The sequence below is a fragment of the Plantibacter sp. Mn2098 genome (genome assembly GCF_049319745.1).
Lineage (GTDB): Bacteria > Actinomycetota > Actinomycetes > Actinomycetales > Microbacteriaceae > Plantibacter.
Genome location: NZ_JBMOUH010000002.1, coordinates 555929 through 576186 on the forward strand (window position 1 = coordinate 555929; position 20258 = coordinate 576186).

23 protein-coding genes and 1 tRNA gene are annotated in these 20258 nt (G+C 67.1%); 19 read left to right on the top strand and 5 right to left on the bottom strand.

The window, feature by feature from the left end; translation table 11 throughout:
* Positions 1-154: 154 nt before the first annotated feature.
* The 8 genes from ACL9RL_RS05375 to ACL9RL_RS05410 all read left to right on the top strand — a co-directional run bounded on the left by ACL9RL_RS05375 (position 155) and on the right by ACL9RL_RS05410 (position 4953).
* A tRNA-Trp gene (locus ACL9RL_RS05375) sits at positions 155-227 on the top strand.
* Between the two features lie 42 nt (positions 228-269).
* Positions 270-548, top strand: coding sequence for a preprotein translocase subunit SecE (secE, locus tag ACL9RL_RS05380; RefSeq protein WP_422779178.1), 279 nt, complete (start codon positions 270-272; stop codon positions 546-548).
* Positions 549-650: 102 nt separating this feature from the next.
* Complete coding sequence (gene nusG / locus ACL9RL_RS05385) at positions 651-1580, top strand: transcription termination/antitermination protein NusG (RefSeq protein WP_422779179.1); 930 nt, start codon at positions 651-653, stop codon at positions 1578-1580.
* A 99-nt stretch (positions 1581-1679) separates the two neighbouring features.
* The gene (rplK, locus tag ACL9RL_RS05390) at positions 1680-2111 is read left to right on the top strand and encodes a 50S ribosomal protein L11 (RefSeq protein WP_347870612.1); all 432 of its coding nucleotides are present in this window, start codon (positions 1680-1682) and stop codon (positions 2109-2111) included.
* Between the two features lie 93 nt (positions 2112-2204).
* Complete coding sequence (gene rplA / locus ACL9RL_RS05395) at positions 2205-2894, top strand: 50S ribosomal protein L1 (protein ID WP_422779180.1); 690 nt, start codon at positions 2205-2207, stop codon at positions 2892-2894.
* 369 nt (positions 2895-3263) lie between these two features.
* Positions 3264-3629 carry a PadR family transcriptional regulator gene (locus ACL9RL_RS05400; RefSeq protein ID WP_422779181.1) on the top strand — a complete coding sequence of 122 codons (366 nt, stop codon included), beginning with the start codon at positions 3264-3266 and terminating at the stop codon, positions 3627-3629.
* Complete coding sequence (locus ACL9RL_RS05405; RefSeq protein ID WP_422779182.1) at positions 3626-4399, top strand: hypothetical protein; 774 nt, start codon at positions 3626-3628, stop codon at positions 4397-4399. The genes ACL9RL_RS05400 and ACL9RL_RS05405 overlap by 4 nt, the downstream gene beginning before the upstream one ends.
* Positions 4396-4953: a hypothetical protein gene (locus ACL9RL_RS05410; RefSeq protein WP_422779183.1), complete on the top strand. Its 558-nt coding sequence runs from the start codon at positions 4396-4398 to the stop codon at positions 4951-4953. Before ACL9RL_RS05405 ends, ACL9RL_RS05410 begins: the two co-directional genes overlap by 4 nt.
* A 40-nt stretch (positions 4954-4993) precedes the next feature.
* On the opposite strand, the gene ACL9RL_RS05415 is transcribed toward ACL9RL_RS05410, so the two are convergent.
* Positions 4994-6229: an ROK family protein gene (locus ACL9RL_RS05415; protein ID WP_422779184.1), complete on the bottom strand. Its 1236-nt coding sequence runs from the start codon at positions 6227-6229 to the stop codon at positions 4994-4996.
* 215 nt (positions 6230-6444) lie between these two features.
* On the opposite strand from ACL9RL_RS05415, the gene ACL9RL_RS05420 reads away from it, so the two are divergent.
* Together ACL9RL_RS05420 and ACL9RL_RS05425 are read left to right on the top strand one after the other, a co-directional pair.
* The gene (locus tag ACL9RL_RS05420; RefSeq protein ID WP_422779185.1) at positions 6445-7251 is read left to right on the top strand and encodes a chitosanase; all 807 of its coding nucleotides are present in this window, start codon (positions 6445-6447) and stop codon (positions 7249-7251) included.
* A 63-nt stretch (positions 7252-7314) separates the two neighbouring features.
* The gene (locus ACL9RL_RS05425; RefSeq protein WP_422779186.1) at positions 7315-7800 is read left to right on the top strand and encodes a hypothetical protein; all 486 of its coding nucleotides are present in this window, start codon (positions 7315-7317) and stop codon (positions 7798-7800) included.
* 76 nt (positions 7801-7876) lie between these two features.
* Here ACL9RL_RS05425 and ACL9RL_RS05430 read toward each other — a convergent pair whose 3' ends face one another.
* The gene (locus ACL9RL_RS05430; protein ID WP_422779187.1) at positions 7877-8905 is read right to left on the bottom strand and encodes an NADP-dependent oxidoreductase; all 1029 of its coding nucleotides are present in this window, start codon (positions 8903-8905) and stop codon (positions 7877-7879) included.
* 185 nt (positions 8906-9090) lie between these two features.
* Between ACL9RL_RS05430 and ACL9RL_RS05435 the strand changes: the two genes are divergently transcribed.
* The gene (locus ACL9RL_RS05435; RefSeq protein ID WP_422779188.1) at positions 9091-9723 is read left to right on the top strand and encodes a Pr6Pr family membrane protein; all 633 of its coding nucleotides are present in this window, start codon (positions 9091-9093) and stop codon (positions 9721-9723) included.
* Positions 9724-9760: 37 nt separating this feature from the next.
* Positions 9761-10480, top strand: coding sequence for a DUF998 domain-containing protein (locus tag ACL9RL_RS05440; protein ID WP_422779189.1), 720 nt, complete (start codon positions 9761-9763; stop codon positions 10478-10480).
* Here the strand turns inward: ACL9RL_RS05440 and ACL9RL_RS05445 are convergent.
* Both ACL9RL_RS05445 and ACL9RL_RS05450 read right to left on the bottom strand, forming a co-directional pair.
* Complete coding sequence (locus ACL9RL_RS05445) at positions 10436-11026, bottom strand: YqaJ viral recombinase family protein (protein ID WP_422779190.1); 591 nt, start codon at positions 11024-11026, stop codon at positions 10436-10438. The two genes, ACL9RL_RS05440 and ACL9RL_RS05445, sit on opposite strands and share 45 nt — an antisense overlap.
* Positions 11027-11147: 121 nt before the next feature.
* The gene (locus tag ACL9RL_RS05450; protein WP_422779191.1) at positions 11148-12335 is read right to left on the bottom strand and encodes an ROK family protein; all 1188 of its coding nucleotides are present in this window, start codon (positions 12333-12335) and stop codon (positions 11148-11150) included.
* A 214-nt stretch (positions 12336-12549) separates the two neighbouring features.
* Between ACL9RL_RS05450 and ACL9RL_RS05455 the strand changes: the two genes are divergently transcribed.
* The 7 genes from ACL9RL_RS05455 (at position 12550) to ACL9RL_RS05485 (ending at position 19934) form a co-directional block, all read left to right on the top strand.
* On the top strand, positions 12550-13923 hold the full coding sequence (locus ACL9RL_RS05455) for an ABC transporter substrate-binding protein (protein WP_422779192.1): 1374 nt from the start codon (positions 12550-12552) through the stop codon (positions 13921-13923).
* 7 nt (positions 13924-13930) lie between these two features.
* Complete coding sequence (locus ACL9RL_RS05460; RefSeq protein ID WP_422779193.1) at positions 13931-14893, top strand: carbohydrate ABC transporter permease; 963 nt, start codon at positions 13931-13933, stop codon at positions 14891-14893.
* On the top strand, positions 14886-15725 hold the full coding sequence (locus ACL9RL_RS05465; protein ID WP_422779194.1) for a carbohydrate ABC transporter permease: 840 nt from the start codon (positions 14886-14888) through the stop codon (positions 15723-15725). The genes ACL9RL_RS05460 and ACL9RL_RS05465 overlap by 8 nt, the downstream gene beginning before the upstream one ends.
* Positions 15726-15881: 156 nt before the next feature.
* Positions 15882-16628, top strand: a complete 747-nt coding sequence (locus ACL9RL_RS05470) for a sugar phosphate isomerase/epimerase family protein (protein WP_422779195.1) — start codon at positions 15882-15884, stop codon at positions 16626-16628.
* Positions 16625-17740, top strand: coding sequence for a Gfo/Idh/MocA family protein (locus ACL9RL_RS05475; protein ID WP_422779196.1), 1116 nt, complete (start codon positions 16625-16627; stop codon positions 17738-17740). The genes ACL9RL_RS05470 and ACL9RL_RS05475 overlap by 4 nt, the downstream gene beginning before the upstream one ends.
* On the top strand, positions 17737-18918 hold the full coding sequence (locus tag ACL9RL_RS05480) for a Gfo/Idh/MocA family protein (protein WP_422779197.1): 1182 nt from the start codon (positions 17737-17739) through the stop codon (positions 18916-18918). Before ACL9RL_RS05475 ends, ACL9RL_RS05480 begins: the two co-directional genes overlap by 4 nt.
* Positions 18918-19934, top strand: coding sequence for a sugar phosphate isomerase/epimerase family protein (locus ACL9RL_RS05485; protein WP_422779198.1), 1017 nt, complete (start codon positions 18918-18920; stop codon positions 19932-19934). The genes ACL9RL_RS05480 and ACL9RL_RS05485 overlap by 1 nt, the downstream gene beginning before the upstream one ends.
* Before the next feature lie 9 nt (positions 19935-19943).
* On the opposite strand, the gene ACL9RL_RS05490 is transcribed toward ACL9RL_RS05485, so the two are convergent.
* Positions 19944-20204, bottom strand: a complete 261-nt coding sequence (locus tag ACL9RL_RS05490) for a thioredoxin family protein (protein ID WP_422779199.1) — start codon at positions 20202-20204, stop codon at positions 19944-19946.
* Positions 20205-20258: the final 54 nt, after the last annotated feature.

Here is a 20258-nt window from a genome sequence, read left to right on the forward strand (position 1 = left end):
CAGCGTTTTACACCTGCCCTCGTGTGCCGTACACTTGAAGGAGGTAGTTGAAACCTGCCATGCTTTTTTGCGCCTATTTTCACTGGTTCGCTCGTGAGATACCGGACAGAGGGGCCGGAAGGTTTCAGCCCCTGCAGCACACTCCACGTGCTGAAGGGCGGTGGCTCAATTGGTAGAGCAGCGGTCTCCAAAACCGCAGGTTGCAGGTTCAAGTCCTGTCCGCCCTGCGAGTCGACATGAATAGTGCCGGCACACGAAAGGTGTAACGAGTGGCCCCGAAGACAAGCGAGACGCCCGGTGAGGACGTCGTCGTCACGGCGAAGGCAGAGCGCGCCGAACGGCGTGGCTTCTTCGCGGGGATCATCCTGTTCCTGAAGCAGGTGGTGGCCGAACTCAAGAAGGTCGTCACCCCGACGCGCAAAGAGCTCCTCAGCTACACGGGTGTTGTGCTCGTCTTCGTCGTCATCATGATGGCGCTCGTCTACGGCATCGACCTCGTGTTCGCCTGGGTCGTCACGCTCGTGTTCGGTGTGCCGAGCGCCGGCTAACGCGGCTCACAATCGAAGAAGGCGGCCTCGCCGCCTCGCACCGTCAACGGTGCAGCACCCGGACGATTCACCGGGCGCACAAATGAAATGGAATGGAATTCAGTGTCTGAGCGAAACGTGAACGACGTCGACTGGGCGACCGCTGCTGAGCAGTCCTCGGAGGACGACGAAGCCCAGGAGGGCAACGTACTCGCAGCCGACGAACACTCCGTCGACCCCGCTGAGCACAACGCACTCCACGTCGAAGACGAGAACGCAGACGAAGTCGACCTCGACGCCGTTCTGGACGCAATGGCTGAAGCCGTCGACCCAGAGGCCGACGCCGTCGTCGACGACGCACTCGAGATCGACGAAGCCTCCGAGGTCGAAGCCGCTGCAGAAGCGATCACCGAAGAAGAGGAAGAGCCCGTCGAGGAAGACCCCTACGACGCGTTCCGCAAGGAACTCCGCTTCCTCCCCGGCAAGTGGTACGTCATCCACTCCTACGCCGGCTTCGAGCGCAAGGTCAAGGCCAACATCGAGCAGCGCAAGTCCACGCTCGAAGTCGCCGACTACATCTACCAGGTCGAAGTGCCCATGGAAGACGTCGTCGAGATCAAGAACGGCCAGCGCAAGATGGTCACGCGCGTCCGCATCCCCGGCTACGTGCTCGTCCGCATGGACCTCAACGAGGACAGCTGGTCGGTCGTCCGACACACCCCCGGCGTCACGGGCTTCGTGGGCAACGCCCACAACCCCACGCCGCTCCGCTTCGAAGAGTCCTTCAACATGCTGAAGAGCCTCGTCGAGGTCAAGGAGACGGCTCCGGCCAAGGGTGCTGCCAAGGGCAGTGCGACACAGGCTCGCGTCATCCCCGCCGAGGTCGACTTCGAGATCGGCGAGACCATCACGATCAAGGAAGGCTCGTTCGCCGGCCTCCCCGGATCGATCAGCGAGATCAAGCCGGAGAGCGGCAAGCTCACCGTCCTCGTCTCCCTGTTCGAGCGCGAGACCCCGGTCGAGCTCAGCTTCGACCAGGTCACCAAGCTCTAACCGAGCACCCCAAGTTTTCTCGAACCACCGCCGCCCACCGGGCGCGCGGGAGAGCGCCCATCATCCGATGGCACTCGAACCCACAAAGAAGGAAGAAACATGGCACCGAAGAAGAAGGTTACGGGTCTGATCAAGCTGCAGATCCAGGCCGGCGCCGCAAACCCTGCTCCCCCCATCGGCCCCGCCCTTGGTCAGCACGGCGTCAACATCATGGAATTCTGCAAGGCGTACAACGCAGCGACCGAGTCGCAGCGCGGCAACGTCATCCCCGTTGAGATCACCGTCTACGAGGACCGTTCGTTCACCTTCATCCTGAAGACCCCGCCTGCTGCGGAGCTCATCAAGAAGGCTGCCGGCGTCGCCAAGGGTTCCGGAACCCCGCACACCGTCAAGGTCGCGAAGCTCACCAAGGAGCAGGTCCGTCAGATCGCCGAGCAGAAGGCTCCCGACCTGAACTCGAACGACATCGAGGCCGCCTCGAAGATCATCGCCGGCACCGCCCGTTCCATGGGCATCACCGTCGAGGGCTAATCACCCCGATCAGTTCAGGGCTCGCGCCCTTCCCTAATCATTCGTGGCAGCGCCTGCCAGGCGCAGATGACCACATTCTCACAGGAGAAACAAATGGCAACGAAGTCGAAGGCCTACCGGGCCGCAGCCGAGAAGATCGAGGCTGACAAGTACTACACCCCCAACGAAGCGGTCGCCCTCGCCAAGGAGACTGGTTCCGCGAAGTTCAACAGCACCGTCGAGGTCGCCCTCAAGCTCGGTGTCGACCCGCGCAAGGCGGACCAGATGGTCCGTGGAACGGTCATCCTCCCGCACGGAACGGGTAAGACCGCCCGCGTCATCGTGTTCGCAACGGGTCCGGCTGCTGAAGCCGCGATCGCTGCCGGCGCTGACGAGGTCGGCGGCGACGAGCTCATCGAGAAGGTGGCCGGCGGCTACACCTCGTTCGACTCGGCAGTCTCCACCCCCGAGCTCATGGGCAAGGTCGGTCGTCTCGGTAAGGTCCTCGGACCCCGTGGCCTCATGCCGAACCCCAAGACGGGCACCGTGACGCCGGATGTGGCCAAGGCCGTTTCCGACATCAAGGGCGGAAAGATCGAGTTCCGCGTCGACAAGCACGCCAACGTGCACTTCGTCGTCGGCAAGGCGTCGTTCGATGCTTCGCAGCTCGAGGAGAACATCAACGCAGCTCTCGAAGAGATCGTGCGTCTGAAGCCGTCCTCCTCGAAGGGCCGTTACATCCAGAAGGGCGCCGTGTCGACCACGTTCGGCCCCGGCATCCCGCTGGACGTCAACGTCTTCTAAGCACTGCTGCTCAGATTCTGAGTACCAAGGGCCTCACGGTACGCCGTGGGGCCCTTCGGCGTTCCGGGTGGACGGGGGCGGTCCCGGTGGGCTGAGGCGGTCCCGGTGGACTAGACCTTTCCGGTGGACTGAGACTTTCCCGGTGGGCTGAGCCGGTGCCGTTTTTTGGGGCTGACGTCAGGCGGTCCCGCATCGGGTCGTCGAGCATAACTCCTTCGATCCGTCGGTCGCATCGGACGCCGCCCCGGAATTCCGGGGGTCTCCGATCGGCGACGTGCAGATTGAAGGAGTTATGCTCGACAACTGCGCGGCGGGGAGGCGCGACAGAACGGGTTTGACCGGTGGGAACGTATATTCCTATGCTGGGGTATGCCCAGACGCCGCCCCGGAACGCTGTTCCCCCTCGAACTCGACATCCTCGACAGCGGCATCGTCCTCCAGAGCCAGGAGGGCAGCTTCTACGGCTTCCTGCTCGCCAAACATCTGTCGGCCGGAGGCGGGGACGCCCTCATCGCCCACGGGACGTTGTACAAAGCCTTGTCACGGATGACGGAAGCCGGTCTCATCGAGGCCGATTGGGAGGATCCCGCGTTCGCAGAGCAGGAGGGGCGCCCGCGTCGACGCCTCTACCGAGTCACCGGCGAGGGTGAGGTGGCCCGAATGCGCGAACATCAGCGGTTGGCCGAGGAACAGCGCAGCGCCGCCGTGCGCATCCCAGGGGCGAGTCCGGCATGAGCGTGCTCCGCAGCGAGCACTACCGCGCGGCGAGCAAGCGCGTGCTCGGCTGGTGCAGCTGGTACACGCGGGACCTGGCGCCGGATGTCGCTGCTGCGCGACGCGACGAGATCGCATCCGATCTGCACGAGCACGCCACCTGGGCCGACGAGACGGGGACGCCGTCGAAACAGGTCAAACGCGACATGCTGACCCGCGCACTCCGCGGCGCACCGGCCGACCTCGCCTGGCGCGCCAGACAGCAGCGCGCCACACCATTGCCCGACGCGATGTCCGTCGGCACCAGACGCGTCGGCGACGTCCTCGCGGCCGTGGTGTTCGCCGCCGGTGTCGGCCTCGCAGGACTCGCCGTGTTTGTGCTCGTACGTGTGCTGCGGGCGCTCGTCATCGGCGACATCCCGAACATCCCACGCCACCACCTGTTGGTGATGGTGTTGGCCGTGGTTGCGATCAGCGCCGTCGGGGCGTTGCTCTGGAAACAAGCGCGGTTCATCGGCGCGATCGTGTTGGCGGGAATCGCACTCCCGGTCGTGTATCTCAGTGTGCAGATCCTCGTGCTGGTGAGCGCGACGGTCGGCTCGCTCGCCTACCGTTCGGCGCCAGGTGCGTGGGGATTCAGCCCGATCGACCTGGTGACGTTCGGGACGGGCGCAGGTCTGGTGCTGCTGTTCGCGGGTGCCGCCGTCTGGTGGTGGCCGGCTCCGAGGAAGGCTCCGTCCAGTGGTCGGGTCGGCGACAGGGTGCCGACGACGACCGGACCGATCGCGTGAGTCTCGGGACCGGGAGTCTGCGGCGCGGCATCGCACTCGGGATCGCCGTCACGGGACTGGTGGTGGTCGTCGGCGGGGCTGTGTACGCGGGTCTCGGCGGCGGGGCCGTCTTCGCGGAGCGGCAGGACGAGTCGGACCGTCTCGCGCAGACGCTGGAGACGGCGAAGGCGAATCTGCCGAGCGTCGCCCCGGTCGTTCCGACCGACGTCGATGGTGTGGACTTCTCCCGGACGCCGGCCGGCTGGTACGACGCGAGGACCGACCCCGCCAGCATCGTCATCCCGCAGACCACCTTCCCGACGCCGGAGATCTGGTCGACGCAGCAGCAGCTCACGGCCGTGTGCATGGCGAAGCAGGGATTCTGGTACGCGTGGACGTTCAATGCCGGCGACGGTCTGGGCGGCATCCAGTCGGACGCGGCCTTCGGAGCGGATGGTCGACCGAACGCCGCAAAGGTCGCCCTCGACGGCGACTGGGTGGGCACGTACCGATGGCAGGACGCCGGATGCCAGGGCGCCTCGGTGCATCAGACCGGGATGGACGACGCGCACTGAGTCGTCGGTCCGCCGTCTCACGGCTCGGCTCGCCGGGTGCCTACTCCGATGGGATCTCGGCCTCCAGCCGTTCCTGCAGGAACGCGCGCAGGACGTGTTGGCCTCCGACGAGCACACCGTTCTCGGCGACGCCGCTCGGCACGATGAGGGGAGCGTTCGGGACGGTGTCGCGCATGCGTGCCGTGACGAGCGAGGCCAGCATCTCGCCGCCGGCGCGTCCCGTCGGACCGCCGAGGACCACCATCGCCGGGTCCAGGACGGCCTGGACGGGCTCCAGCGCGAGCACGATCCGCTCGGCCAGGACCTCCAGGACGCCGGTGTTCCCGCTCACAGAGCCGACGTGCGCCGCGTAATCGGCATCGTGCGGGAGCCCGAGCAGTCCGAGGACGGTCACGCCGCCGAGCAGGTCCGTCACGTCGACGTCATCCGGCTCCCCGACATCCGTTGGGATGGGGAGGTACCCGATCTCTCCGGCGCTCCCGTTCGATCCGCGGTGCACCGCCCCACGCAGATCGATGCCGATGCCGATGCCGACGCCCAGCCAGAGCAGGACGAAACTGCTCGGCTCGGCACCGGCGCCGACAGCGCGTTCCGCCATCGTCGCCAGATTGACGTCGTTCTCGAGGACGACGTCGATGCCCAACGCCTCGCTGATCCGGGTTCTGGCGCCGCGCTCCGGCCAACCGTCGAGGCCGCTGCCGAGCGTGAGCGCATCCGAGTCGTCTGCGACGGCCGCCTGGACGCCGACGACGACCGAACGCACGTTGGAACTCGCCACACCGGCGGCTTCGCACGCGGCTTCGATGGCGTCGAGGACGATCTGCTCCGGCGTTCGTGCGTCGTGCGTCGGGAGGTCTTCCAGAGCTTGAGCCGGGCCGTGCGCACGCTCGTGGGTGTGCTCGGGCGAGCGCTCCTGCTCACGCACCCGCGGGCGCTCGACCGACGAGACCGGATACTGTCCACCCGCGACGTCGACGAGGACCGATTCGACCCGCTCGGCCGTGATGCTCACCGCGACGCCCGTGACCCATTCCGCACGGACGCGGTAGCTCTCGGCGCTCGGTCCGCGCGTGTTCTGCACACGTCCGGCTCCGGTGATGAGTCCGGCCCGCTGGAGGCGTTCGATCATCTGCGTCGCGGTCGGCTTCGTGACCCCGGTGAGCTGTCCGAGCCGGGTGCGGGTGAGGGGGCCCTGTTCGATGAGCACCCGCAACGCCGTCCGGTCGTTGCGTGCTCGGAGCCAGGCGGTGGTCCCACCCTCCTGCGACGTCACCACGAGCGAACTCCAACCGTTGAGAGCCGCCGTTCGCGCACCCTGTCATTCATCGTAGACATCCCGGATACCGTTTCCCAGACCGGTGGGGACCACCGTGTCAATTAACTAGAAAGGTCTTTTCTATAAAGGTTGTTTAAGGTTACGATACGCGAGCCGGCACGAGGCCGTGTGCAGTACTCGTCATCGGGAGCAATGGACCCGGGTTAGGACCATTCATGAGAGTTCGAATCGGATTGGCCGCGGCGTTCGCCGCAGCGATCTTGACCATCGGCGTCGTTCAGCCGGCCAGCGCGGCATCGTCCGCCGGCCTGGACACGCCGTCGAAGAAGGAGATCGCGATGCAGCTCGTCTCCAGTGCGGAGAATTCTTCGCTCAACTGGAAGGCGCAATACGCGTACATCGAGGACATCGGCGACGACCGCGGATACACCGGCGGCATCATCGGGTTCACGAGCGGCACGGGCGACATGCTCGAGCTGGTCCAGGCGTACACGGCGGCCAGGCCCGGCAACGTGCTGGCGAAGTACATCCCCGCGTTGAAGAAGGTGAACGGAAGCGCCTCGCACACCGGGCTCGGCAACGCATTCGTCGCCGACTGGAAGACGGCCGCGAAGGACACGGTCTTCAAGACCACCCAGGACAGCGAACGCGACCGCGTCTACTTCAACCCCGCCGTCGCCCAGGCGAAGGCAGACGGGCTGCGCACGCTCGGCCAGTTCATCTACTACGACGCCATCGTGATGCACGGCCCTGGCACCGACCGGTCGAGCTTCGGCGGCATCCGCGCTGCGGCGCTCGCGAAGGCGAAGACGCCGGCGCAGGGCGGCAACGAGACGGCGTACCTCAACGCGTTCCTCGACCTGCGCACCACGATCATGAAGGAGGAGGACGCGCACGACGACACGAGCCGGATCGACACCGAGCAGCGGACCTTCCTGAAGGCCGGCAACCTCGATCTGAACGTCCCGCTGAAGTGGAAGACCTACGGCGACTCGTACCAGATCCTGACCGACCCCAAGTAGGCGGATGGATCGCGGGGCGGCGTCCGATGGGCGTCGCCCCGCTTCCGCCTCTACAGTGAGCGGATGGACATGATCATGCCGAAGCCGCTTCGACGCCGGGTCGCGTGGCCGGCGCAGTGCTTCCAGGCGTCCCTCGCCGGAGTGATCGCGGCGAATCTGACCGCGTTGCTGCCGGTCATCCTGGACGTGGTCCTCTCCAGCGGCCCGAACCGCCTGAGCCAGCTGTCCTTCGTTCCGGTCATCATCCTGATCGCGAGCATCTTCGGGGTGATCGCCGGGAGCATCGCACTCGGGCTCGGCCATCTTGTGCGGAAGATCGTCTCCCTCGTCGCACGGTCGCCGTTGGCGCCGGCGGTCGCGGCCGGGGTGACGGTGCTGGTCTTCGGACTGGCGGTCGCTGTTCTGGTGGCCGTCAGCGGCTACCGGTTCGCGGTGTGGCCCATCGTGGTCGTCACGCTCGCCGGTGCGGTACTGCTCGCCTGGCAGACCTACGATCCAGCTCGCCCGAACGGCCGCTCATCGACGCGCAACCTACTCGAGGGATGGTGAGGGCCTCGGTCTTCGCCGCATCCGTGGTGTGCTTCTTGCCGACCCGGCGCGATCAGACGCTCTCCCGGGGCGAGGATCAGCCCTCGGCGACCTTGAGGACGATCTTGCCGCGGGCATGCCCGGTCTCGAGCGCCGTGTGGGCCGCGGAGACGGCGTCGAGGTCGAAGATCTGATCGACGAACACCCGCACGTCGCCGGATTCGAGGAGCCGGCTGATCGTGTCGAGCGTTCCACCGTCCGGAGCGACCTTGTACGTCGTCGCCCGCACCCCGGCATCGTGAGCCTCATCGATGAACGTCGGCCAACTGCCCGTCGGCGCGTTGACGATGAGGCCGCCGGGCCGGAGGACGGAGAGCGAACGCGACCCCGTGTCATCGAGGACGTTCCCGATGAGGTCGATCACCACATCGACCTGCCGCACGACGTCCTCGAACCGCGTCGTCGTGTGATCGACCGTGTCCGCCGCACCGAGCTCACGCAACCAGGGGAGATTCCGGGTCGACCCCGTCGCCGTGACATGCGCCCCGAAATACCGGGCGAACTGCACCGCGAAGTGCCCGACGCCACCGCTCCCAGCGTGGATGAGGATGCGCTGGCCCTCGTGCGCCTTCGCGACGTCCACGACCATGCCCCACGCCGTCAGCGCCGCGAGCGGCACACCGGCCGCCTCGACGTGCGAGAGCGTCGTCGGCTTCTTCGCGAGGCTGAGCGATGACACGACCGCGTACTCCGCGTAGCTGCCAGGTGTGCGCGGGAAGCTCGTCATCCCGTAGACCTCGTCGCCGGCCTGCAGCTCCGAGGCTTCGAAGGGCGCCTGCAGCACGACACCGCTGAAGTCGAACCCGAGGACCGACGGGAAGCCGGGGATGGCGGCTGCGACGCCGCGACCGGCGCGCGTCTTCGCATCGATCGGGTTGATGCCGGCTGCTACGACCTTGACGAGGTACTCGGCGTTGACCTTCGACGGGGTCGGGATCGTGGCGATGCGGAAGAGTTCAGGACTCCCCGTCGCATCGATGACCGCCGCCCGCATCGTTTCGGGAACCGGCCGCGCACGCTCTGCGACGGCCGTGGTGGACCAGGAGTGTCCGACTCTGTGACGCATCGTTGCTCCTCCATCGTCGCACTGGATCCCGAGGCAGCGGACGCTGCATCGGCTCTGTCCACCATTGAATCCCGCCAATGAGTCGAGGGTGTTACAGCGGTGTCAATTGGGCGAGAACGGACCCCGCTCTTCGGGGGACAACATCTGTCGATCTGCGCGCGGGAGGTGCCCGCTAGAGTGTGACGATGCGCGCACTTTTCGGTGTCATCCGCCTCATCGCCGCCGGTGTCATCATCGCGGCGATCGTCGGCCAACTGATCACCAGCCTGAACTACGGGCAGCCGGACATCCCGATGTTCCTCGTGAACTTCTTCAGCTACTTCACGATCCTGTCGAACGCTTTGGCGGCGATCGCGCTCATCGTCGGCGCGTGGTTCGGGTTCCGGTACAAGCAGGATCCGCCGTGGTTCAACGTGGCGTTCGCGTCCATCGTCACCTACATGGCGACGACGGGTGTCGTATACAACCTGCTGTTGCGCAGCATCTCGCTCGACCAGGGGACGACGCTCGGCTGGTCCAACGAGGTGCTGCACCTCATCGCGCCGATCTATCTTGTGCTCGTGTGGATCCTCGCGCCGGGGAAGTCGCGCCTCGAATGGCGGGCGCTGTGGGTCATCATCGCGTTCCCGCTCGTGTGGTCCGTGTACACGATGATCCGCGGCGCGATCACGGGGTGGTACCCGTATCCGTTCCTGAACCCCGCGAACCTCGGCGGATACGGCCCGGTCGCCGTGTACATCATCGCGATCGCCGGGTTCATCGGACTGATGGGCGTGGCCGTCGTGTGGTTGAGCCGTACGCGGATCATCCGCGCGTAGGATGCGGGCCGACGAGACGCGTGGCAGCGTGGAGAGCATGGTTGTGAACGGCGCGCGCGGAGTCGACCGGTCCGCCCTGACGTTCGCGGTGATCGGCGGTGTGCTCATCGCCATCGCCACGGTCATGATCTGGGGAGCGCGCTTCAGTCTGCACAAGAACAGCTACGTGAGCGGCCTCGGCAGCACGGGCGAGGTCACGGCCCCCGTGTTCAACGCTGCGCTGCTCATGGTGGCGGTCGGCGGGTTGAGCCTGGCGATCTCGATGCGGCGGGCAGGGGTCGCGGGTGGCGTCGCCGGTGGCGCGGTCATCGCGCCGTGGGTGCTCATCGCCGCGTCGAGCGTGTGCTTCTTCACCGCGTCGCAGGTGACCTGCACGTACGAGTGCCCCATTCCGGGAAGCGCCGCGTTCACCGTGCAGGATGCCGTCCACATCATCGTCGCGGTGCTCGGATTCGCGCTCGCCTGCATCGCGATGGGGGTCGCGGCCCTGCGATCACCCGTGCGGATCGTGCGGGCCGGGTCGTGGACGGCCGGCGGGCTCGTCGCCCTCGTCGCGGGCGCCGGCGGGCTGTTGTCGCTCGCCGAGATCGGGGTGCAGGTCGGCAGCTGGCTCGAGTTCGTCGCGATGACCGTGGCTCTCGCCTGGCTGGTCTGGTACGGCTTCGCGGAAGTGCTCGCGCCCGAACAGTCCGCGCGGGGCAGGGCTCCGGTGCTATCGGTCGCGCGTCGTCCGGCGGTGCAGCTCGTCGATCAGTGAGTTGGCCAGCCGGACGAGATTCGCGATCTCCGCATCGTCACGGTCCACCCACCGGCACAGCGGTTCCTCGCCGACCGGTACGAAGTCGTTGTGCTCCTCCCACACCACGAGGGTGCGCTCGGCGCCCAGCACGTACTGCTGCCACCACACCTGCCGGAGGTAGTTGCGGGGGATGCTCCGCCACGCCTTCGTGGTGGTCTTGATCTCCGAGAGGAGGACGGAGCCGGACTCGGTCACCACCAGCCCGTCGGGGGTGGCCAGATGACGGTGCTCCACCTCCGCGCGGAACAACGCCGAGGACGGGTTGATGCCGTGCGTCGCGGCGACCCAGCGGGCGATCTCCGGCTCACGCGCCCGGCCGTGATCCGTGTAGGCGTTGCCGGTGAACCCGGTGCCGCCGAGCTTGGCGTCGGCCGCAGTGAGGATGGATCCGGGGGTCGAGAGCTTCGCGACGTCTGTTGCCGTGATGCCCCGCGACCTGGCGCGCAACCAGGCGACCCGGTCGCTGGAATCGGCGACGATCCGGGAGAGCAGGGCGGTGTTCACCTGTCCATTCTCCCGCAGGTGCGACGGCTTCGACGCCACGGATGCGGGTGTCGGGATCGTGGTGTTCGGTCGGGACCGCCCGTGTTCGGTCGGGATCGTGGTGTTCGGTCGGGACGCCTGCTCAGTCGGCAGCCGTCACCGAGACGAGGGCGTCGACGCCGTGCGGGGCCAGCGCGTGCTCGATCACGAGATGTGCTGCGCCGATCGCGCCGCCGAGTCCGCCGGAGCGGGACTGCACGATGGCGAGATTCTGCGTGGCGAGCGGGATCGAGCGCCGGTAGACGACCTCGCGGACGCCGGCCAGGAGATGCTCGCCGGCGATGCCGATGCTGCCGCCGATCACGATGACCGACGGGTTCAGGAGGTTGACGGTCGTGGCGAGGACCTCTCCGACCTCTCGTCCGGCCTGACGGACGAGGTCCACGGCCAGATGGTCGCCGGCGTTCAGCCGGGCCACGACGTCTGCACTGGTGCGTACGGGGTCCGCGTCGGTGTGGAGGCTCGCCGCGAGGGCCGTCCCGCCTGCGACGGCTTCGAGATCGCGTTCGTCCCCGGCATCGCGAGGCGAGTCGCGGGAGTAAGGGACCTGCACGTGGCCGATGTCGCCGGCCGTGCCCTGGGCGCCCCGCTGCAGGCGACCGCCGCTGATGATGCCTGCGCCGATGCCGGTCGCGACCTTGAGGAAGACGAGGTCGTCGATCTCCGGCCAGACGGTCGCCCGCTCGCCGAGGGCGAGGACGTTCACATCGTTGTCGACGAGCACGGGACCGCCGAGGCGCTCGGTGACGAAGGCCGGCACGTCGAACGCGTCCCAGCCGGGCATGATCGGCGGTTTTGCGGGCTTGCCGGTCGAATGCTCGACGGGGCCCGGGACGCCGATGCCGGTCCCGACGACCTCGTCGAGGGTCCGGCCGGAGCGCTGCAGGCAGTCGAGCGCAGCATCGACGACCCAGCTGAGCACCGTCTCCGGCCCCTCGGCGATCGCGATGTCGGCGCGGACGCTCGCGAGGACCGTGCCGGCGAGGTCGCACACGGCGACGAGGCCGTGGCTGGCGCCGAGGTCGGCGGCGATGACGATGCGGGCAGCGGGGTTGAACGCGATCGTCGCCGGGGGCCTGCCGCCCGAGGATGCGGCCTCGCCGTCCGGGCGGAGGAGTCCGGCCGCGAGGAGGGCGTCGACGCGTGAGGAGATCGTCGATCTGGCGAGGCCGGTCACCCGCGTGAGTTCTGCCTTGGTGCGGGGGCGGCCGTCACGGAAGAGCTGGAACACGTCGCCGACGCCGGTGGGAACTGGCTGGGTCGGGGGCATGGGGGCCTCGTCTCTCGTCGTGTCGTCGTGCGCGGTTCGTCGATCCTCGCTCACAGCGCGCGGATTCACAAAGTTGTCCACATTTTGCCAATCTTTTGTCCGCTCGTGGGCACAAGCGTCGTACTATGTAGAAATGCATGAGGTACATATGCATTATTCCATCGAGTGTTGAGTCATCAACTGCTCGGTCAGTCGCAACGGAGGGAACGCATCAATGAAGAACGCAGCAACTCTCAATCGGAGCGCATCGCGCCTCGCCCGCAGGGCGTCACCGCGTGTCATCGGAACGGCCATGGTGGGCGTGGCGGGCCTCGCGCTCGGGCTCGTGGGGTGCGCAGCTGACGCCGGCGGCCCGGTCACGCTCACCTATTGGGCCACCAACCAGGGCACCACGATCGAGGAGGATCAACGGATCCTCGGAGAATCCATCGAACGGTTCACGGAGCAGACCGGCATCGAGGTCGAGCTGGAGGTCATCCCCTGGGCGGATCTGTACAGCAAGATCCTCGCCGCCGTCAGCAGCGGGGAAGGCCCCCACGTCCTCAACATCGGCAACACCTGGGCCGTCACACTGCAGGAGACGGGAGCATTCGTCCCGTTCGAGGGCGACGTCCTCGAATCCATCGGCGGTTCCGAGCGCTTCATCCCGTCATCGTGGGCTGCGGCGGGCAAGCCCGGCCAGGCGCCGACCTCCGTGCCGCTCTACGCCATGTCATACGGGCTGTACTACAACCCCAAGCTGCTCGCAGCCGCCGGAATCGACGGCCCGCCGAGCACCTGGCAGGAGTTCGTCGCCGACGCCAAACGGCTCACCGTCGACACGGACGGCGACGGCGCGATCGATCAGTGGGGGACGACGCTCATCGGCGGCGCGGTCACAAGCGGCGCGCACTTCGCGTTCATCCTCGGTCAGCAGTACGGAGCAGACTGGTTCGCTGCCGACGGGACGCCGCAGCTGGACTCACCGGGCATGGTCGAGGCGGTCGGCACCTACGTGGACCTCCTCGGCACAGACGGTGTGGCGTCGCCGGCAGACGCCGAGAGCGAGCTCAGTGCGGACTCCGTGCAGGACTTCATCGACGGGAAAGCCGCCACGATCATCGTGCAGAGCCCTCGCGCGCAGTTCGAGCTCGCCGGGTTCACCGATTGGGCGCTCGCCGAGGTGCCCGTCATCGACCCGCTCCCGGCCGGTGGGCGGCCCATCGGCACCCACGTCGCCGGCACCAATGTGAGTGTCTTCCAGGATTCGACCCATCAGGACGAGTCGTTCAAGTTCATCGACTTCCTCACGAGTCCGGCGGAACAGCAGACGCTGACCGGTGCATACATGGTGCTTCCCGTCACCACCGAGGCGTACGCAGACGGTTCGCTTGAAGCCGCCGACCCGAGCATCGGCGTCTCGCAGGACATCCTCGCCGACCATGCCGAACCATTCCCGCTCGACAGCCGGACGGGGCAGGCGGAGACGCTCATCGGGACGGCCGTGAAGTCGCTGCTCGCGAAGGCCGCCACCGGTGGAACCGTCGGCCCCGCAGAGGTCAAGGCAGCGCTCGCCGATGCGCAGAGCCAGCTCTCTGCAGCCGGATGAGCCGCTGATGGACACTCGAACAACCGATGCCGATGTGAGTGTCGGGCGGGTGCGCATCCCGCGTCGTCGCCGCCTCCAACTCCTCGCCTACTGGCTCGTGCTGCCGGCCGTCGCGGCGGAACTGCTCATCCACATCGTGCCCATGCTGCTCGGATCGTGGATCGCATTCACCTCGCTCAACCAACTCAACATCCGCAATTGGGTGCAGGCTCCCTTCGTCGGGATCGGCAACTTCATCGCCGGGCTGAGTCCGGACGGGCCCATCGGCAGCGAGCTCTACAGTGCGTTCTTCCGAACACTGGTCTACGTGCTCATCGTGCTCGGATGCTCATGGGTGCTCGGGATGGCCGGCGCGGTGTTCCTCACCTCGAAGGTGCGGGGGAGAGCCGTCCTGCGGACGCTCTTCCTCGTGCCATATGCGCTGCCGGCGTACGTCGGCACCATCGCCTGGGCGTTTATGTTCGATCAGCGGGACGGTGTGGTGAATCGTCTTCTCGTCGACGACCTCCACCTGCTCGCCGACCGACCGTTCTGGCTCATCGGTGACAACGCATTCATCGTGCTCGTGGTGGTGTCCGTCTGGCAGATGTGGCCGTTCGCGTTCCTGATGCTCCTCGCCGCGCTGCAGAACGTGCCGGACGACGTGTACGAAGCCGCTGCGCTGGACGGCGCATCCACCTGGCGTCGGTTCACCGCTGTCACGCTGCCGATGGTCCGGCCCGCCAACACCATCATGCTGCTCGTGATGGGCTTGTGGCTGTTCAATCAGTTCAACGTTCCGTTTGTGCTGTTCGGGGCCGGTGCGCCGGAGTCCGCCCGTCTCATCTCGCCGCTCATCTACGAGCACTCGTTCGTCAATTGGAACTTCGGACTCGGCAGCGCCATGAGCGTGCTCCTGCTCATCGTCCTGTTCCTCGCGTCGGTCGTCTACGTCCGACTCGTGCTCCCGAAAGGACAGGATCGTGCGTGAATCCATCGGTTTCATCTGGTTGCGCCGGGTGGTGCTCACGCTCCTCGCCGCGTTCGTCGTGCTGCCGTTGTACGTCATCGTCAGCACCTCGCTCAAGCCACTCGGCGACGTCCGCGGACTGTTCACCTGGGTGCCGAGCGTCCTCACCGTCGAGCCGTACATCGACATCTGGCGGACCGTGCCGCTGCTGCAGTACTTCACCAACAGCCTCATCGTCACCACGGCGTCGACCGTGCTGTCCGTCGCCATCGCGATCCTGGCGGCGTACGCCATGGCCCGACTGCACTTCCGCGGGCGGCGGGCGTTCGGGCTCGTGGTGCTCTCCACGCAGATGTTCCCCGGGATCCTGTTCCTCCTCCCGTTGTTCCTGATCTTCACCCAGGTGCAACGTGCGGTCGGCCTGCAACTGAACGGGTCGTTCCTCGGGCTGATCATCACCTACATGACGTTCACGCTGCCGTTCTCCATCTGGATGTTGAGCGGGTACTTCCAGGCCATCCCTCATGAACTCGAGGAAGCCGCGATGATCGATGGGACCGGGCGCGTCGGTGCGCTCGTCCGTGTCATCATCCCCGTCGCGAAACCGGGGATCATCGCGGTCGCCGTGTTCTGCTTCATCTCCGCCTGGGGTGAGGTGCTGTTCGCCTCCGTGCTCACGAACAACGCGACGCGGACGCTGCCCATCGGTCTGCAGGCCTACGCGAGCAGCACAACGGTGCTGTGGAACGAGCTGATGGCGGCGTCGATCGTCGTCTCGCTGCCGGTGCTCATCGGGTTTGCGCTCGTGCAGCGCCATCTCGTCACCGGGCTCGCGGCCGGCGGTGTGAAGTGACCGCGACCGGAGCGGCGGGGTCGGCCGTTCCGAGTCTGAGGATGCACTCAGAGGAAGGCGGCGATCAGCAGACTTTTGTTTGACCGCCGACAGAAGTGTCGGTAGTGTGATCCGTGCAGCGTCGGCTGTTCGGAACCTTCATCAATGAGGAGAAACGTGTCGAATTCCCAACTTTCCGTCCAGCTCTACTCCGTGCGAGACGCACTGGCAGCAGACCAGGAGGCCACGCTCAAGCGCCTCACTGACATCGGATACCGTCAGGCCGAGCTCTTCGGCTTCGGACCGGACGCCGACGTCAGCGCCGTGCACAATGCCGGCCTCGCAACCCCGAGCGCGCACGCGAACTTCATCGCTCGCGGCACCGACTACGCCGCCTACTTCGGCGCGGCTGCAGCCGCCGGCGTCGAGGTGCTCATCGATCCGGCCATCGCCGCTGAGCGCTTCGCGACGGCGGACGGCGTCAAGGGCATCGCCGACGACCTGAACGAGGCTGCGGCAGTCGCGGCCGCGCACGGCGTCGCGCTCGGGTACCACAACCACTGGTGGGAGCTCGAAGGCGACATCGAGGGGCTCAGCCCGCTCGAGTACCTCGCGTCCATCACCGACCAGGCGGTCGTCTTCGAGGTCGACACGTACTGGGTCGAGGTCGGCGGACGCCGCGCCGTCGACGTCCTGAAGCAGATCGGCGAGCGGGTCGCCTTCATCCACGTCAAGGACGGCGACGCCTCCCGCGACACCAAGAAGCAGCTCCCCTCCGGCGCGGGCGTCATCCCCGTCCTCGACATCCTCGCCGCAGCTCCGCAGGCGCTGCGCGTGGTCGAGTTCGACGACTTCGACGGCGACATCTTCGCCGGTCTCACCGAGAGCTTCGAGTTCCTCACCAAGAACGGCGTCACCGCATGAGTGCAGCAGCACAGTCCATCGGCCCCGTCGGTGTCGGCCTCATCGGCGCCGGCGTCATCAGCGATCAGTACCTGGGCAACCTGACGACGTTCCCGGACCTCGATGTGCGGTTCGTCGCCGACATCGACACCGAGCGGGCACACACGCAAGCCGAGAAGTACGGCGTCCCAGGCTCCGGAACGGTCGAGGAACTCCTCGCGGACCCAGCCATCGAGATCGTCGTCAACCTCACGATCCCCAAGGTCCACGTCGCCATCGCGCTGCAGGCGCTCGCGGCCGGCAAACACGTGTGGAGCGAGAAGCCGTTCGCGCTGGACCGCGAGAGCGGCCTGCAACTGCTCGAAGCCGCGCATGCCGCCGGTCTGCGCGTCGCCACGGCGCCGGACACCTTCCTCGGTGCTGGCATCCAGTCAGCGCGTCGGCTCGTCGAGCGCGGCGAGATCGGCGCCCCACTGACCGCGCTTACGCTCATGCAGAGCCCCGGCCCCGAGTCATGGCACCCCAACCCCGACTTCCTGTTCCAGGAGGGCGCCGGTCCACTGTTCGACATCGGCCCGTACTACCTCACGGCGCTCGTGCAGCTGTTCGGCCCCATCGCGCGGGTCACCGCGCGCGCCTCCACCGCATCGCCGACCCGCACCATCGGGTCCGGTCCTCGGGCAGGGGAGTCGTTCGACGTCACCGTGCCGACCCACGTCAGCGCGCTCTACGAATTCGAGAGCGGACAGGTTGCGCAGACCGTGTTCAGCTTCGACTCGAAGCTCTCGCGTTCGCAGTTCGAGGTGGCAGGCTCGACCGGCACCCTCGTCGTCCCTGACCCCAACACCTTCGAAGGCGATCTCATCGTGCACCGCGGAGAGGAAGCCGAGACCATCCCCTCGACGGGTTCGACATCGTCCCGCGGGACCGGTGTGGTCGAGCTCGCTCAGGCGATCCGCGCCGGCCGTCCGGAGCGCGCGTCGGGCGAGCTGGCGTTCCACGTCCTCGACGTGATGGTCTCCACGGCCGAGTCGGCTCAGTCGAAGGCATCCGTCGACGTCGCCAGCACGGTCGACCTCGCCCCGGCTCTCCCGGAGTCGTGGGATCCTCGCGTTCGGACGTTCACCGAATGAGCGCACGGACTGCTCCGGGCGTCGCCGTCATCGGCGGCGGCTTTATGGCCACCGTCCACAGCCGAGCGGCCCGTGCGGCCGGAGGTCGACTCGTCGGACTCGTCGGCTCCAGCCCGGAGCGGTCCGCCGCCGCCGCGGAGGCGCTCGGCTTCGAGCGCGGTTACGCCTCGCTCGACGAACTGCTCGCGGACCCGACAGTCGACGTCGTGCACGTGTGCACACCCAATGCGCTGCACGCCGAGCAAGCGCTCGCCGTCATCCGCGCGGGCAAGCACGTCGTCTGCGAAAAGCCGCTCGCGACGAGCGCCGCCGACGCGCGCACCCTCGCGGCTGCAGCCGAAGCAGCCGGAGTCGTCGCGACCGTGCCGTTCGTCTACCGCTTCCACCCCATGGTCCGCGAAGCACGCGCCCGCGTGCAGGCCGGTGAACTCGGCCGGGTGCTCACCATCCGGGGCACCTATCTCCAGGACTGGCTGCTCGCCAGCACCGACGACAACTGGCGGGTCGACGCCGAACGCGGCGGTCGGTCCCGTGCCTTCGCCGACATCGGCTCGCACCTCGTCGACCTCATCGAGTTCATCAGCGGGCAGCGCATCGAACGCATCGCCGCGACGACTCGCACGTTCTTCCGCAACCGTGCGGAGAACGCCGCGATCACGACCGAGGACGCCGCAGCGCTCGTCCTGCAGACCGGATCCGGCGCCATCGGTACCGTCCTCGTCTCGCAGCTCGCGCCGGGTCGCAAGAACCGGCTGCACCTCGAGGTGTCCGGCACGGAACTGAGCGTCGGCTTCGATCAGGAGCAGCCGGAGTCGCTCTGGCTCGGACGTCGTGTCGGCACCGAGATCCTCCCGCGCGACACCGATTCGCTCAAACCGGACGCCGCACGGCTCTCCATCGTGCCGTCCGGACACCCGCAGGGCTATCAGGACGCCTTCAACGCATTCGTCGCCGACACCTACGCGGCCATCCGCGGCGAGCAGCCCTCCGGTCTGCCCCGCTTCGCGGACGGCGTGCGCGCCGCCACGATCACCGACGCCGTGCTGGACGCATCCGAAGCCGGGACGTGGATCGACATCCCCTCCGATTCCTTCGTCGCAGCCAACCGGTACGACGCAGCCATCCCCGACCTCACCGTCCCCACCCCCTCCCTCGCAGCAGAGAACAGGACCGCCTGATGAGCACGCCTTCCCGCCACCCCGTCACTCTGTTCACCGGCCAGTGGGCGGATCTCCCGTTCGAAGAGGTCGCGGCACTCGCCGCCGGTTGGGGCTACGACGGACTCGAGATCGCGGCTTCCGGCGACCACCTCGACCTCAAGCGGGCCGACGAGGACGATGCCTACGTGCAGTCCCGCCTCGACATCCTGGACCGCCACGGACTCACCGTGCACGCCATCTCGAACCACCTCACCGGTCAAGCGGTGTGTGACGACCCCATCGACTTCCGCCACCAGGCGATCGTTCGCCCCTACACCTGGGGCGACGGCGACGCGGAAGGCGTCCGTCAACGCGCGGCAGAGGACATGAAGCGTTCGGCGCGAGTCGCTCGCAAACTCGGCGTCGACACCGTCGTCGGATTCACCGGATCCAAGATCTGGCAGTACTCGGCCATGTTCCCGCCAGTGCCGGCCTCGGTCATCGACGCCGGATACCAGGACTTCGCCGACCGCTGGAACCCGATCCTGGACGTGTTCGACGCCGAAGGTGTGCGCTTCGCCCACGAGGTGCACCCGTCCGAGATCGCCTACGACTACTGGACCTCGGTGCGGACGCTCGAAGCCATCGACCGTCGTGAGGCGTTCGGGTTCAACTGGGACCCCTCGCACATGATGTGGCAGGGCATCGACCCGGTCGCGTTCATTATCGACTTCAAGGACCGCATCTACCACGTGGACTGCAAGGACACACGGGTCCGTCCAGCGAACGGTCGCGCCGGAGTCGTCGGATCCCACCTGCCGTGGGGCGACCCGCGTCGTGGTTGGGACTTCGTGTCCACCGGCCACGGCGACGTGCCGTGGGAGGACGCATTCCGTGCGCTCACGTCCATCGGATACGCCGGCCCGATCTCGGTCGAGTGGGAGGACGCCGGCATGGACCGCCTCCACGGTGCGGCAGAAGCCGTCACCTACATCCGTTCACTCCTGTGGGATCTGCCGGCCCAGTCGTTCGACGCCGTCTTCAACACGCAGTAGCTGCGCGGGTCAGAGCGCTTTCGCAGCGGCCACGAGGACCTGGTTGAGCGTCGGAGCTCCAGCGGCGCGGAACACCTCGGTGCCGTCGTCGCGGGAGATGATGACAGTCGGTGTCGACCGGACGTCGTCCGCTTCCGCCTCGTCCATCCGGAAGGCGACGTCGCGTTCCTCGACGACCGCTCCTGGCACGAGCGTCGCGACCTCCGCGAGGACGGAACGCGCCTGCATACACGGGGCGCAGAACGACGAGGTGTACAACTTCAACTTCACGCTGACCCCAACGCACAGGCCGCTCCCCGAATTCCTCCGGTCGTGCACGGCGAA